Source organism: Gemmatimonadales bacterium, from assembly GCA_036265815.1.
In the GTDB taxonomy this organism is placed as follows: domain Bacteria; phylum Gemmatimonadota; class Gemmatimonadetes; order Gemmatimonadales; family GWC2-71-9; genus CAVVWJ01.
Genome location: DATAOI010000058.1, coordinates 32,377 through 47,835, shown reverse-complemented (window position 1 = coordinate 47,835; position 15,459 = coordinate 32,377). Strand labels below are relative to the sequence as shown.

The 15,459-nt window shown below is 70.3% G+C and carries 9 protein-coding genes; 8 read left to right on the top strand and 1 reads right to left on the bottom strand.

Annotated elements, in window-relative coordinates:
- The first annotated feature begins 37 nt into the window (after positions 1-37).
- The 8 genes from VHR41_12960 (at position 38) to VHR41_12925 (ending at position 12,654) form a co-directional block, all read left to right on the top strand.
- Entirely contained in the window at positions 38-2,464 is a 2,427-nt protein-coding gene (locus VHR41_12960; GenBank protein HEX3235104.1) for a penicillin acylase family protein, read from the top strand.
- Positions 2,461-2,829 carry a hypothetical protein gene (locus VHR41_12955; protein HEX3235103.1) on the top strand — a complete coding sequence of 123 codons (369 nt, stop codon included), beginning with the start codon at positions 2,461-2,463 and terminating at the stop codon, positions 2,827-2,829. The genes VHR41_12960 and VHR41_12955 overlap by 4 nt, the downstream gene beginning before the upstream one ends.
- A gap of 116 nt (positions 2,830-2,945) precedes the next feature.
- A complete protein-coding gene (locus VHR41_12950) occupies positions 2,946-3,962 on the top strand; it encodes an SDR family oxidoreductase (protein ID HEX3235102.1) in 1,017 nt (338 codons plus the stop codon).
- The gene (locus VHR41_12945; protein HEX3235101.1) at positions 3,952-4,611 is read left to right on the top strand and encodes a UdgX family uracil-DNA binding protein; all 660 of its coding nucleotides are present in this window, start codon (positions 3,952-3,954) and stop codon (positions 4,609-4,611) included. Before VHR41_12950 ends, VHR41_12945 begins: the two co-directional genes overlap by 11 nt.
- 108 nt (positions 4,612-4,719) lie before the next feature.
- On the top strand, positions 4,720-5,868 hold the full coding sequence (locus VHR41_12940; GenBank protein HEX3235100.1) for an efflux RND transporter periplasmic adaptor subunit: 1,149 nt from the start codon (positions 4,720-4,722) through the stop codon (positions 5,866-5,868).
- The gene (locus tag VHR41_12935) at positions 5,865-9,065 is read left to right on the top strand and encodes a multidrug efflux RND transporter permease subunit (protein HEX3235099.1); all 3,201 of its coding nucleotides are present in this window, start codon (positions 5,865-5,867) and stop codon (positions 9,063-9,065) included. The genes VHR41_12940 and VHR41_12935 overlap by 4 nt, the downstream gene beginning before the upstream one ends.
- Complete coding sequence (locus VHR41_12930; GenBank protein HEX3235098.1) at positions 9,062-10,552, top strand: efflux transporter outer membrane subunit; 1,491 nt, start codon at positions 9,062-9,064, stop codon at positions 10,550-10,552. Before VHR41_12935 ends, VHR41_12930 begins: the two co-directional genes overlap by 4 nt.
- Complete coding sequence (locus tag VHR41_12925) at positions 10,549-12,654, top strand: CocE/NonD family hydrolase (protein ID HEX3235097.1); 2,106 nt, start codon at positions 10,549-10,551, stop codon at positions 12,652-12,654. Before VHR41_12930 ends, VHR41_12925 begins: the two co-directional genes overlap by 4 nt.
- Before the next feature lie 25 nt (positions 12,655-12,679).
- Here the strand turns inward: VHR41_12925 and VHR41_12920 are convergent, their stop codons facing one another.
- Positions 12,680-15,313 carry a hypothetical protein gene (locus VHR41_12920; GenBank protein ID HEX3235096.1) on the bottom strand — a complete coding sequence of 878 codons (2,634 nt, stop codon included), beginning with the start codon at positions 15,311-15,313 and terminating at the stop codon, positions 12,680-12,682.
- Positions 15,314-15,459 lie beyond the last annotated feature (146 nt).

Sequence of the window (15,459 nt, the reverse complement as noted above, 5' to 3'; positions counted from 1 at the left end):
CTGGCAGGAACGCCGAACGACGGTGAGATTGCTCGGCATGTCCCGCATCGCCGCCGCGCTCACGTTGGCGGTCCTCTGCTGGTTCGCCAGCGGCAAGGGGCCGGTTCCGCCGTTCGGTGATCTCCTCGATCCAGCTCACGGCGTCTGGACGCTCAGCCGCAACGCGGAGCCGCCCGCCAGCGCCACGGTGATGCTGCCGCGGCTCGGCGCCGACGTCCGCGTGCTGTTCGACGATCGCGCCGTGCCACACATCTTCGCCGCGACCGAGCTGGACGCCTGGCGGGCGCTGGGCTACGTCATCGCGCGCGACCGCCTCTTCCAGCTCGAGCTCCAGGGGCGGGCCGGAGGCGGAACGCTGACGGAGCTGCTGGGCGCCGCGGCGCTCCCGGCCGACCAGGAAGCCCGGGCGTTGGGGATGGGCCGTGGCGCGGAGCGCCTGGTCAAGGCGCTCCCCGACACCTCCGAAGCCCGGCGGGTCCTCGACGGGTACGCCTCGGGGGTGAACGCGTACGTCGAGCAGATGCGGCCGTCCGAGCTTCCGCTGGAGTACCGGCTGCTGGGCCGGCGTCCAGCGCCGTGGACGGCGCTGCAGTCGATGCATGTGTTCATGCGGATGGGCTACACCCTGGCGCAGAGCGGTCTCGAGCTTCGGCACCTGGCCGCGGCGGCGCGAGTCGGGACGGTCGCGGCGGATGCACTATTTCCACTCCACGCACCGATCCAGGAGCCGATCCAGCCCTCCGCCGGTGAGCCGCGCACCATTCGGACCCTGTTGCCGCCGCCTGGAGCGCCGGACAGCGTCGCGATCGAGGCGCTCCGCTCGGTTCCCAGCGCGGCGCTGGCCCGCGCGGCCGGCGACGACGGGAACGGGCGAGGCAGCAACAACTGGGCGGTGGAGCCGGCGCGCACTCAGGACCATGCCGCGCTGCTGGCCGGCGACCCGCACCTGGACCTCACCCTGCCGTCGATCTGGTATGAGGCCCATATCGTCGTGCCGGGAGTGGTCGATGTGTACGGCGTGACGATTCCGGGGATTCCGGCCGTGGTCCTGGGGTTCAATCGCGATGTGGCCTGGAGCTTCACCAATACCGAGGCCGACGTGATGGACCGGTGGGTGGAGCAGGTAGACGATAGCCTGCAACCGGCGGCGTACCGCCTGGACGGGGCCTGGGCACCACTGGAGCTGCGGACGGAGATCTATCGCGGGACCCACGGCGAGACGCTCGCCACCGACACCATGCGCTTCACCCACCGTGGACCGCTCAGCCGGATCGGCGGGCGCTGGATCTCGACCCGCTGGACCGTGCTCGAGAGCGGGGCCGGCTCCGACGCGCTTCGCGCCGCCGCGCGGGCCCATTCGGCCGCAGCCTGGCTCGACGCTATGGCCCAGTTCCGTGTCCCGCCGCAGAACCTCCTGGTCGCCGACCGGAGCGGCACCATCGCCGTCCGCTCCACCGGGTGGTTTCCGCTCCGCGCGGACAGCGGCCGGGGGGACCGGCTGCGCGACGGCACGACCCGGTCGAGCGATTGGATCGGCGAGTGGCAGGTGAAGGAGTATCCCCACGCCGTCGCACCGATCCAGGGATTCCTCGCCTCGGCCAACCAGGAGCCTCGGGACCCGAGGGACGCGCATCGCTACCTGGGAGCCGACTGGCCTGCGCCCTGGCGTGCGCTCCGAATCAACCGACTCCTGCGGGCGGACTCCGAGGTGACGGTCGAGACCATGCGCCAGTGGCAGCGCGACCCGGGCAGCGCCCGGGTCGAACGCTTTCTGCCGTTCCTGCTGGCTGCCGCGGCCAGCCGGGGCAGCGACACCCTGCTGGCCCACGCGGCCCGGCTGCTCGCAGCCTGGGATCGGAGCTACACACCGGACAACACCGGGGCGATTCTCTTCGAGCTGGCCATGCTGGCCGTGGACCGGCGAGCCTGGGACGAGCTCCGTCCGGGCCCCTCGCCCGGCAGCATGATTCTGAGCGGCCTGCTGGACGACTCGACCAGCGCCTGGTGGGACGACCAGCGCACGCCCGGCCGGCCGGAGCACCGAGATGAGATCCTGAGCGCCGGGCTCCGCGAGGGGTACGAGGAGGCCGTGCGACGGCTGGGCCCTCCGGAGGGTGGCCGATGGCGGTGGTCCCGCGCGCATCGGCTCGATATCTGGCACCTGCTCCACCTCCCTTCCCTCTCCGCGTTGGGGCTTTCGGTGCCGGGCGGACCGTACACCCTGAGTCCCTCGAGCATGGACGGCGGCAGCGAGGGGTCGAGCTGGCGCATGGTCGTGGAGCTGGGATCGTCGGTCCGGGGGTGGGGTACCTATCCCGGGGGCCAGTCGGGCAACCCGGCGAGCACGCGGTACGACGATCGGCTGCCCCTCTGGCTGGCGGGAGAGCTGGCCGAGCTCAGGTTTCCACGGCGCCCGGAAGAGCTGCGCGCTCGGTCGAGCCTCAGACTCACGGCGGAGCGGTGAGAGCGCTCTGGGGAGTGTCGGCGCTCGCTCTCACGGTGGCGCTCGGCACCGTGCTCGCGGGGTGGTGGACAGTGCCAGTGATCGTGGCGGCTTGGCTCTGGCTGGGACCGGCCAATAGCCGGCCAATACGGAGGGCGATGCTGGGCGCCGCACTCGGTTGGGGCGTGCTGCTTGGCTGGACCGCGCTGCACGGTCCGATCGGGCCGCTGGCTCGCCGCGCCGGGGGAATCTTTCGGTTGCCGGGCTGGGGAATGGTGCTGGTGACGCTGCTGTTCCCGGCGGCACTGGCCGGACTGGCGGCGGTCGGCATTGGCCGGAGACCGGCGGCAGCGGGTCGGCGGGGGCATGACGGTGGCGGATGGTGACCCGCGCCACACCGGCCTCCGGGACCAGCCTGTAGCGTGTCGCGTGACGATACATTGGCGGTATGCGGCGGAGCTCTGCCCGTGCGGACGATTCAAGAAGTGTGACGGAGGCAGCAATGAAGCTCAAATTGAAGAAGCTGGAGGAGCAGGTCGTCGTCATCACTGGCGCCTCCAGCGGGATCGGCCTCGCCACGGCCAGAATGGCCGCCAAGGGGGGCGCCCGTGTGGTGCTCAATTCGCGGGATGCCGCCGATCTGAAGCAGGCGGCGGAGCAGATCCGCAACGACGGGGGCCAGGCCATCGACGTGGTGGGCGACGTTTCCGATTTCGACGCGATGCAACGGTTGGCCGACGCCGCAGTGGCCGACTTCGGCCGGTTCGACACCTGGATCAACAACGCGGGGATCTCGATCTACGGCCGCATCGAGGTGGTGACACTGAAGGACGCGCGCCGGCTGTTTGAGACCAACTACTGGGGAGTGGTCCACGGCACGCTGGCTGCGCTGCCGCAGCTCAAGAAGGAGGGCGGTGCGCTCATCAATCTGGGCAGCATCCTCTCCGACACCGGGTACCCGCTGCAGGGACACTACACAGCAAGCAAGCACGCGGTGAAGGGATTCACCGATTCCCTGCGGGTCGAGCTCGAGGCCGAGCAGGCGCCGGTCTCGGTCACCCTCATCCAGCCGACCGCGATCGATACTCCGTATCCCGAGCATGCCAAGAGCTACCTGGGAGTGGAGCCGACCCATCTGCCGCCGGTCTACGCGCCCGAGGTGGTGGCAGAGGCGATCCTGAACAGCGCGGAGTACCCCGAGCGGGACGTGCTCGTCGGCGGCGGGGCCAAGCTGTTCGACACCATCGAGCGCATCGCGCCACGCCTGGGTGACCGATTCAAGCAGGCAACGGCGATCCGGGGACAGTACACCGACCGACCGGACCAGGGCACCGACGCCCTGCACGCGCCGCGGCCCGGCGACGCGCGCGTCCGGGGCTCCTACGAGGGTCACGTGATGCGGTCGAGCGCCTACACTACGGTCGCGCTCAACCCGGGCAAGGCGCTCCTCAGTCTCGCCATCGCCGGCGCGGCGGTGGCGCTGCTCGACCGCTCCGGCATCTTCGGCCGTGGCGACTAGGGCCAAGCCGACTCCGGTCTCGACCGGCACCGCGGCAGACTTCGTCCCCGCGCGAGCGACCCTGCCCAAGCTCCGGGCGGCCGCGGCTGGATGCCGCGGCTGCCACCTCTGGGTCGACGCCACCCAGACGGTATTCGGTGAAGGACCTCCCAAGGCGCAGGTGATGCTGGTCGGGGAGCAGCCCGGCGATCAGGAGGACCGGCAAGGGCACCCATTCGTCGGGCCCTCCGGCCGCCTGCTGGACGAGGGGCTCGCGGCCGCCGGCATCGACCGCCGCCAGGTGTACGTCACCAACGCGGTCAAGCACTTCAAGTTCGTCCGCATCGAGCTCACCAAGCGGCGGCTGCACAAGAAGCCCAACGCGGGCGAGGTTCGTGCCTGCCGCCCGTGGCTGGAGGAGGAGATCCGGCTGCTCCAGCCTCGGGTGATCGTCGCCCTCGGCTCCACCGCGGCTCAGGCGCTGCTGGGCAGCCAGTTTCGAGTCACGCAGCAGCGGGGCAAGCCGGTACACTCCGCGTTCGCGGACGTGGTCATCGCGACCGTCCACCCCTCTGCAGTGCTCCGCGCCCCCAGCGATGTCCGCGAGGAGGCGAAGCAAGACTTTTTCGCCGACCTTAAGGCCGTCGCCCTCCATCTCGACCGCCGGTAAGCATCAGCGGCCCCTTGCGCCACATCCCTGCTACGGTGTTACGTCGCCAGAGTGACCTGCACACCCTCTGATAGGGCAGCGTGCGGGCCGGCGAGCAGAGGAGGGCGTGTGGCCCAGGTCGACAGGTTCGGGTTGATCCGTGCCGCGGGTGCGGTCGTGCTGCTGGCGGGCTGCCAGTCCAAGGCCCCGCCCAAGGCACCGCCGCCGCCTGAAGTGGCGGTGGTGACGGTCAAGCCGGAAGAGGTACCGGAGACGTACGAGTTCTCCGCGGAGGTGGTGCCGTATCGCCGGGTGGAGGTCCGCAGCCGGATCGAGGGCATCATCGAGGCACGGGTGTTCACGGAGGGCGCGACGGTTCGGCGCGGGCAGGTGCTCTACCGGCTCGAGCGGGTGCGGCCGGAGGCGGCGTATCGGAGCGCGCTGGCCCGCCGCAACAATGCCAAGCGGACGCTCGACCGGCTGGAGCCGCTGCTGGCGGACCGGGCCATCGCGCAACAGGACGTCGACAACGCGCGGGCCGAATTCGAATCGGCCGAAGGCGCGCTGGAGGATGCCAAGAAGGATCTGGACGATAGCGTCATCCGGGCCGAGATCGATGGCCGGGTGGGCCGCGCGCTGTTCGACCGCGGTGGGCGGGTCACCGGAACCGACGATCTGCTCACCACCATCGACGTGCTCGACCCGGCGTACGTGGTGTTTCGTCCCTCGGCCCAGCAGCTGCTGGCCTGGCAGGAGAACCCGCGGGGCCGCGCCCTGGTCCAGCCTGGCAGCCGGCTCCGGGTGGAGGTGACGCTGCCCGACGGCACGCTCCTCCCTCGCAGCGGGCGGCTCAACTTCGTGGCGCCATCGCTCGACGCCACCACCGGCACCCAGGAGTTCCGGGCCGAGTTCCGGAATCCGGACAGGGTGCTGCTGCCCGGTCAGTTCGTGCGGGTGCGGCTGAGCGGATTCGTCCGCGACAGCGCGATCGCGGTGCCCCAGCGCGCCGTCCAGCAGGCGCTCGGCCGCCAGTTCGTGTACGTGGTGGGCCAGGGTGATACCGTGGTCTCGCGCGACGTACAGCCCGGACCCTGGAGCGGCAGCCGCTGGATCATCGAGAAGGGTCTGGCCAGCGGAGACCGGGTGGTGGTGGACGGCGCGCAGAAGGCGGCGCCGGGCGGCCGGGTGCGTCCGGTACCCGCGGTCGACAGCGCGGCCACCTCGGAGGCCGCCTCCGCCGGCGCCGCCCGGGCGGCCACCCCGGGAGCGAAGCAGTGAACCCGGCGCCCTCCGCGCCGGCGCCGGATGGCGCCGAAGAGGTCCACTACTTCTTCATCCGGCGCCCGGTGTTGGCGGCAGTCATCTCCATCATCGTGACCCTGCTCGGCGTCTTCGCCATCCGGCTGCTGCCGATCTCGCGGTACCCGCAGATCACGCCGCCCGCGATCCAGGTGCAAACCGTGTATCCCGGCGCCACGGCCGAGGACGTGGCGGAGGCGGTGGCGGCGCCGATCGAGCAGCAGCTTTCGGGATTACAAGGGTTGCTCTACTACTCGTCGGCCAACGCGAGCGACGGGTCGATGAGCCTGCAGATCTTCTTCGACGTCGATCGCAGCCAGGATCTGGCCGCCGTGGACGTGCAGAACGCCGTGCAGCTCGCCCAGCCGCAGCTGCCCGACGCCGTGCGCCAGAACGGCATCACCATCCTCAAGGCGAACACCGATATCCTGGGCGTGGTGGCGCTCACTTCGGCCGATCCCCGCTACGACGCGGCGTACCTGACGAACTATCTGAAGCTTTACGTCGAAGACGAGATGAAGCGCGTGCCCGGGATCGGGAACGCGCTCACCTTCGGCGGGCTCGAGTTTTCGATGCTGATCCAGCTCGATCCCGACCGGATGGCACAGCTCGGGGTCACCACCTCCGAGGTCGCCGCGGCGGTGCGGGAGCAGAACACCACCAATCCGGCGGGCCGGGTGGGCCGGGAGCCGGCGCCACCCGACGTCGAGTTCACCCTCCCGGTCACCACGCTGGGCCGACTCAAAACCACGGACCAGTTCGCGGACATCGTGGTGCGGGCCAAGCCCGACGGCTCCCTCATCCGGGTGCGGGACATCGGCCGGGTGGTGCTGGGATCGCGCAATTACGATCTCGCCGGCCGGCTCAACGGGGCCCCCACCTCGCCGCTGCTGCTCTACCTGCGCCCGGGCGCCAACGCCCTGGCGGCGAAGGAGGCGGTGGTCAAGCGGATGGACGAGCTGGCCCGCAGCTTCCCGCCGGGCGTGCGCTACAAGATCCCCTTCGATACGACGCCGTTCGTCACCGCCTCGATTCACGAGGTGGTGAAGACGCTGCTGGAAGCGCTGCTGCTGGTGACACTGGTGGTCTTCCTCTTCATGCAGAGCTGGCGGGCCACGCTGATCCCGATGCTCGCCGTGCCGGTGGCCGTGATCGGCACCTTTTTGGGCCTGCTGCTGCTGGGCTTCACCATCAACGTGCTGACGCTGTTCGGCCTGGTGCTCGCCATCGGCATCGTGGTGGATGATGCCATCGTGGTGATCGAGAACGCCGAGCGGATCATGGCGAGCGAAGGCGTGTCCGCCCGGGTCGCCGCGGACCGCGCCATCCGCCAGGTGGCGGGCGCGCTGATCGCGATCGTGCTGGTGCTCTGCGCGGTCTTCGTGCCAGTGGCGTTCCTGGGCGGGGTGACCGGGCGGATGTTCAGCCAGTTCGCCGTCACCATCGTGATCTCGGTCCTGCTCTCCGGGATGGTGGCGCTCACGCTGACGCCCGCGCTCTGCGCCTCCCTGCTCCGGGAATCCAACGAGGCCAACACGACGGGATTCTTCGGCGCCTTCAATCGGGGCTTCCACCGGACCATCGAGCATTATGGCGGGCTGGTGGAGCGGGTGCTGGGCCGGCCGCGGACCTGGCTCGCGGCGTTCGTGGTTCTGGTGGGGCTGGCGGTCCTGCTCTGGCGCCGGGTGCCCACCGCGTTCATCCCGACCGAGGACAAGGGCTATTTCGCCATCGCGATGCAGCTCCCCGATGCCTCGTCGCTGCAACGGACCAAGCGCGTGGTTCAGCAGATCGAAGGCTTTCTGCGGCAGGAGCCCGCCGTCCTAAACTACGTCGCGTTCGCCGGGCTCGACGTGCTCACCCGTACCAACCAGACGAACAGCGCGACGATCTTCATTCTGCTCAAGCCGTGGGAGGAGCGGAACAAGGACCAGTCGATCGACGCGATCACCGGGCGGATCAACGCCAAGCTCTTCGGGCTCAAGGAGGCGGTCGGCTTTGCCTTCAACCTCCCCGAGATCCCCGGCCTCGGCGCCACCTCGGGGATCGAGGCCAACCTGCAGAACCGGGTCGGTAAGGACGTCCGGGACTTCGCCCAGCAGGTCCAGGCGTTCGTGGCGGAGGCCAACAAGCTACCGGCGGTGCAGGCCCTCAACACCAACTTCCGGGCCAACGTGCCGCAGGTGTACGTGGATGTGGACCGCGCGGCCGCCAAGGCGCGCGGAGTGAGCCTGACCGACCTGTTCGGCACTTTGCAGACGCTGCTCTCGACGCTCTACATCAACGACTTCAACCTCTATGGCCGGACCTACCGGGTGCAGGCCGAGGCGCAGGCGCCGTTCCGCCAGCGGCCGGAGGACATCGGCCGGCTCTACGTGCGGGGGGGCAACGGCGAGATGGTGCCGGTCTCGGCGCTCACCCGGATCGAGTTCCGCAGTGGACCGACCCAGATGCTCCGGTTCAACGGATTCGGCTCCTCGCTGATCACCGGCACGCCCAAGCCGGGGCGGAGCTCCGGCGAGGTGCTGAACGAGCTGGACGACCTGGTGGCGCGGGAGTTCGCCGGCCAGGGGATCGGCATCGGCTACTCGGGCCAGTCATACCAGGAGCGGGCGGCCACCGGCCAAGCCGGCCTGGTGTTCGGTCTGGGTCTCGTCATCGTGTTCCTGGTGCTGGCGGCCCAGTACGAGAGCTGGACCGTGCCGTTCGCCGTCCTGCTCGGCGTGCCGTTCGGCGCCCTGGGCGCGCTGCTGGGGGTCTGGCTCCGGGGCACCCCGAGCGACATCTATTTTCAGGTCGGGCTCATCACCGTCGTCGGGCTGGCGGCAAAGAACGCCATCCTGATCGTGGAGTTCGCCAACTCGATCCGCAACCGCCAGGGCGGCTCGATCCGGGAGGCGGCGGCGGAGGCCGCCCGCGAGCGTTTGCGGCCGATCCTCATGACCTCGTTCGCCTTCATCTTCGGCGTCTCGCCGCTGGTGGTGGCGGGCGGCGCGGGGGCCGCCAGCCGGCACTCGCTGGGCACCGCCGTTTTCGCTGGGATGCTCTTCGCCACCAGCATCGGCATCTTCTTCATCCCGCTCTTCTTCACCTTGTTCCGCGGCCTCGCGGAGCGGATCGGTGGCAGCCGCACGGCGGCGCCGGCCGGGGCGGTGGCCACGGAGCAGCACCGGTGAGCCGCCCGACGGCGCACCATGTGGTGCGGGTGGCTCTGCCGTTGCTGCTCGGCGCCTGCGCCGTCGGCCCGAGCTATCGACCCACGGCGCCGGTGCCGGCGGCCTCGCGCGTGGGCGGTGCCGGGTCCGACAGCACGGCGCGGCGCTTCTTCGACTCGCTCGCCGCCGCCCGCTCCGCGGACAGTGGCGCGAGCGGCACTGTGGCACCGGCCCCGCTCCAGCTGCCGTCCGATACCACCGCGGGAGCCGCGTGGCTGGATCTCTTCCGCGACTCCACGCTGGTGCGCCTGGTCGAGACCGCCGTGCGGCAGAATCGTGAGGTACAGGCAGCGGTGGCACGGATCCGGGAGTTCCGCGCGCTGGTGGGCGTCGCCCGGTCGCCGCTGTTCCCCTCCGTCACCGTCAACGGCAGCGCCAGCACCAACCAGTCGGTGTTCGGGTCGTTCCCTCCCACGCGCTTCGATGCCCTCCGGGTGACCGGCGATCTCGCCTGGGAGCTCGACTTCTGGGGCCGGATCCGGCGTGGCCTGCAGGCGGCGCACGCCGACCTCGCGGCCGAGGAGGCGGGGCAGCGCGCGGTGCTCCTGACGCTGGTGAGCGACGTCGCGACCGGCTACCTGCAGCTGCTGCAGCTCGACGAGGAGCGGGCGATCGCCGGCCACACGCTGGCCGATCGGCAGGCCGTGCTCAAGCTGGCGCAGCGGCGGTTCGAGCAAGGGGTCATCTCGGAGCTGGACGTGCGCCAGTTCGAGGCACAGGTCGCGGTGGCCGCGTCGGCGCTGGTCGCGGCGGAGCGGGACCGGACCCAGCGCGAGCATCAGCTCAACGTGCTGCTGGGCGACGAGCCGAGGCCGGTGCCCCGAGGCGGGTCGCTGATGGAGGCGGTGCGCTCGCTGACGGTGCCCGATTCCATCCCCGCGGCGCTGGTGGCGCGCCGCCCCGACGTGCAGCAGGCGGAGCGCGCCTTCGCCGCCGCCACCGCGCGCATCGGGGCGGCCCAGGCAGCCCGGCTGCCGACCTTCTCCATCACCGGCTCGTACGGCACTCAGGCCAGCAGCACCTCGAACTTGTTCGACTCCAGCCGAGAGATCTACCAGCTGCTCGGCGGCGTCTCGATACCGATCTTCACCGGAGGCTTTCTCTCCAGCCAGGCGGAGGCCGCCCGTGCGCGCGCGGAGCAGGCGCGGGCGCAATACGAGCAGACCGTGCTCGTCGCTCTGGGCGAAGCGGGCGACGCGCTGGTCGGCGTGCGGACGGCACGCGATGTCACCACCGCGCAGCAGACCCAGGCGCAGGCGCTCCGGCGAGCCCTGGAGCTGGCCGAGCGACGCTACACCAGCGGCGTGGCCGGCTACGTGGAAGTGCTCGACGCGCAACGCAGCCTGTTCGACGCGGAGCTGGCCTTGAGCCAGGCCCGGCTCCAGGAGCTGGAAGCGGCAGTGCAGCTCTATCGCGCCGTCGGCGGGAGCTGGACCCCAGCCCGGTGACGGGCCGACTCGGCACGACCGGGAGAGCCTGGGTAGCGGCGGTTGGCCTGATATCCTGTCTCGCAGCGTCCAGCGCCGCCGGACAGCGGCCGCCAGCGCCGAAGGACACCGCGCTCTATCAGTTCCACACCGAGCACGGCCGGCTCCAGATGCCGGACGGCGTGCGCCTAGCCGTGACCTACTGGCGTCCGATCCCGCGGCAGACCGGCGAGCGGTTCCCCGTGTTGCTGGAGTATCTCCCCTACCGCAAGGACGATTCGTTTTACCAGCGTGACTTCCCGATCTATCGCTGGTTCGTGCAGCGGGGCTTCATCCTGGCGGCGGTCGACGTGCGAGGGACCGGCGCGTCGGAGGGAACCCTGCCGCCCCGGGAGTACTCCGACGAAGAGATGAGAGACGCGGACGAGATCATCGCGCAGCTGGCGCGGATGCCGGAGAGCAACGGCCGGGTGGGGATGTGGGGCATCTCCTGGGGCGGGTTCAACTCCATTCAGGTGGCGATGCGGCGGCCGCCCGCGCTCAAGGCGATCCTCGCGATCGCTGCCACCGACGATCTCTACCACGACGACATCCACTACATCGACGGCGTGCTGCACGTCGACCAGTACGCGCTGGAAATCGACCACGAGAACGGCCTGCCTGCCCCGCCGGAGTATCGGACCGACTCGGTCTACTTCCACGACCGGTTCGACCGCGATCCCTGGATCCTCACCTATCTCAAGCACCCGATCGACGACGAGTGGTGGCGTCGGAAGTCGCTGCGGTTCCACTACGGCGCGATCGCCGTCCCTTGCTTCCTGATCGGGGGCCAGCTCGACGGATACCGCGATGCGGTGCTGCGGATGCTGGACAGCGTGCGGGCGCCGGTCAAGGCACTGATGGGGCCCTGGAAGCACGACTTTCCCCACAACGCCTCCCCCGGACCCCGCTACGAGTGGCGAGAGCAGGCGGTGCGCTGGTGGAACCACTGGCTACGCGGGGCGGAGAACGGGATCATGGACGAGCCCCGGCTCACCCTGTTCGTGCGCGACGGGCACTCCCCGAACGCGGCGCTGGCGACCACTCCGGGGCGGTGGCGCTACGAGGACTGGCCGATCGCGCGGACCCGTTGGCGCGCCTGGTATCCGGCGTCGGACCACCGCCTGACTCGCCAACCGGATTCCGCCAGCCGCGCCAGCGGCGACGACCAGCTGCGCTATGTGGCGGGCACCGGGACCGCCGCGCCCGTCTGGTGGAACGATCCCACCGGCGACATGGCCAGGGACGACCGCAACAGCCTGATGTACGACACGCCGGCCCTCCGCCACACTGTCGAGATCGTGGGCTTTCCCCGAGTCCGGCTCCTGGTCTCGGCACCGGTGCCGGTGGCCGACTGGACGGTTCGGCTGGAGGACGTCGGTCCCGACGGACGAGCCTCGCTGGTGACCGGCGCGCTCATCAGCGGTGCCCAGCGGGACTCCCGCACTTCTCCCACTCCGCTGGCGCCGGGCGTCGAGTACCAGCTCGCGGCCGATCTGCACTTCACTACCTGGATCTTCAGGCCTGGCCACCGGGTTCGGATGGCGGTGGCGAACGCCCAGTTTCCCATGGCATGGCCCACCCCCTCCCCGATGACCACGCGGCTCACCCTCGGCGCCCCGGGCACGGTGCTCGAGCTCCCGGTCACGCCTCCTGTGGCTCACCCCCACCGGCCACCCGCGCGGCAGCCCCGGGCCGGGCCGGACGCGGAGGCCCCCGATGCGCGCACCCTGAGCTTCCACGCGACGCCCGCGGGCAGGGTGACTCGGGACACGAGCACCGGGACGACGATGGTGGATTTCGAGACCCGGTGGGACTATATGATCGGTGCGCGGATCGTTCAGACCATCGAGCGGGAGCACTACCAGACGGAGGACGAGAGCCCGGCGCGGAGCAGCTTCCTGGGAGATGAGGTCCACCGGTTCACCTTTGCCGGTGGACGAACCCTGCGGCTCCACACCATCATGGAGATTCGCTCGGACGAGACCGATCTGCAGGTGACCGTCACCCGGCGGCTCTTCGAGCGGGATCGACTGATCCGCAGCAGATCGTGGAACGAGACGCTGCCGCGCGGCATCCACTGAGCCGCGCGGCGTTGGACATCGGGTCCTAGCGGCCGGTTTCCTCCTCTTCGTCCCGGGCCGCCGCCACGGCCGCGCTCACATCGCAGGCGAGGGTCCGCTCCCGCCGGAGCGTCTCGACCAGCGCCTCGGCCTGCTTCATCTGGAAGGTGAGGGCGCCGGACCGCTCGATCACGTGCTCCACCACCGCACGCTGGGCCTGGAGCGACTCGACCGAGGAGCGGACCTCCATCGCCAGCGCCTCCGCCCGGGCCAGCCGCTGCTCGGTGCGCTCGAGCTGGCGCTTCCGCGCCTCGAAGTCGTGCAGCGCGTCTTCCGCGGCGCGAAGCTGTGCGTGGGTCTCCTGCAGCAGCGTATGGGTCTCCTCGATCTCCCGCCGCGCCGCGCCGATGGTCTGCACGTTCTCCACCGCCCGCTCGGCCAGCTCGAAGACGTGCTTCACTTCGGCACCGAGGGCCTCGACGGCGCCCTGCCGCGCGAGGGTCTGGTCCAGCGACCGCGCCGCCTCGGTCTGCGCCGAGTCCCAGGTGGCGAGCAGCGCCTCGAATTCGGTGAGCTGCTTCTCGATCGTCTTGAGCGCGGTGGCCCGCGCCTCCAGCTCGCCGGAGACGCGCTCCAACCCGCCGGCCCGGTCCTGCGCGGTGGCCAGCTGCTTCCCGATCTTGCGGGAGACCTCCTCCAGTCGCTGCGCGGTCTCGGCCGACTCCTGCCGCAGCGCGGAGGCGCGGGTCAGGTGCTCGGTGGCCTTGTCCAGCGCGCCCTGCCGCTGCTCCAGCTCCTGGCCTAGAATCCGGATGCGCTCCTCCAGCTCGTCGAGCTGTTTGGTCCGGCCTTCCAGGGCGCGGACCGACTCGTCCACCGCGCCGATGCGCTGCTCGGCCCCGCCCACCGACTCGACCACACCGGCGATCGTCTGGGACACCCGTTCCGCCTCCATCGACTGCCCGGCGAGCTGGCTGAACCGTCCTTCCGCGCCGTCCATCCGCTCGCGCAAACTCTCGGTCCGCTCCTTGAGCTCCGCGCTCAAGGCGCCGAGATCGCCCAGGCGGCGGTGCATCTCGTCCACCTTGGTGCCACGCGACTCGATCTCGCTCATCGCAGCCTTGACCTGCTCCACGTCGCCGCGCATCCGCTCGACCGCCGGCTCCATCCCGCTCAGCTCCTTCACTTGCGCCTGGACCTTGCGGGTCCAGGTCTCGGTGTTGCCCAGCCATACCTGCATCTCTGCGTGCCCCTCGCGCAGCCGGCCCATCTCGCCCAGGGCCATCCGCATCTGCTCCAGCCCATCGGACATCATCTCGTGGGTTCCCTTGAGCGCGACGAGCTTCTGCACGGCGTCGTCCAGCTCGGGCTTCATCTCCTGCAGACGCTGCATCCGGCCGGTGGTCTCGGCGGCCACGGCCTCGAGCCGCTCAGCATGCTCTCGCAGGATGCCCAGCCGTCCAGCCTCCTCCGACATCCGCGCCAGCTCCCGGGACAGCTCGGTGGTCAGCTCGGTGACGCTCCGGACCTGGGCCGTCACGGCCGCAGTGCCCTGGCTGGCGGCATCGAGCACCCCGAAGCGGGTCTCACACTCCTTCACCGCGCTGCGCAGGTCGGCCACGCGCTCGCTCACCGCGTGCAGGCCCCGATTCTCCAGCTCGAAGCCTTCGCTGCTCTTGCGCATCTGCTCGCGCAGATCGGCCAGCGCCTGGCGGGCGCCCTGCTGGGCCTCCTCGGCCTGCTGCTGCGCGCTCTGCAGCTCGTCGGTGCGGGACATCACTTTGCCGTGCAGCGCCTGGACCTCGGCGATCTTGGCCTCAACGCCCGCGAACCGCCGGACCTGCTCCTCCTGACGACGCAGCCAGGTGTCGAGCTCACGGTCGAGCACGGTGAGCTTGGAGATCTGGTTGGCCGCACGGTCCACCGCCTCCCGCTGCTGCTCCAGGGCCGTGGTCTTCTGTCCCACATGGTCGGCCAGCGACTTGAGCACGGCGAGCTGGTGCTGAATGGCGGGAATCGACTCGGTGGCCTGGGTCAGCGGATCGAGGGTGCGCTCGATCGCCTGCAGCCGGCGCGACGCCTCTTCCAGCCGGCTGGTGGAGGCCTGGTGCTCCTGGTCGATCGCCTCGAGCCGCGAGGTGGTGTGGCGGTGGGCGGTGAGCGCGTCATCGTGCTGTGCCCGGATCCGGCCGACCCCTTCGGCCATCTCCACTACCTGGGCCCGGAGGCTGTCCGCGTCGCTCCGGAGGCCGGCGATCGGGCCCTGGAGGCTCAGGAACTTGTCGACCTCCTCCCGCAGCACGAGAGCCATGTCGACCTTGTGGCCCAACTCCCCCATGTGACTCTGGATCCGCTCCACGTCCTCGCCGGCGTGGGCCATCTGGGTCTCGGTCCGCTCCTGGGTCTTGGCCACCCGCTCGGCCCGCTCCTCGGCGGCCGCGAGCTGAGCCCCGAGCCGCTCGATTCCTTCGACCTGGCGCTCGACAGCGACACAGCGCTCTCTCAAGGTGTCCAGCTCGGCGGATCGCTCCATGATGGGGGCGAGCGAACGGAGCTGCTCGGCGGCGGCCTCGGCACGCGCGACCAGCGCCTCGAGCTTGGCGGAGATGTTCGTTCCGCTTTCGTCGACGGCGACGACCGAGTCATCCGTGCGGCGGCGACCCTTGAGGAAGGTGACCATGTAGACTCCGGAATTTTTAGCGGGTGGCGTAGTGATTTGACGGGGGCGGACCGGCGACCTGAGTGCAACGGATATGCCCGAGGGATTTGCCTGGGCAGTGCACCCGACACCGCAATCGTCAGCGCTATGCAAACCATTACCGGCAC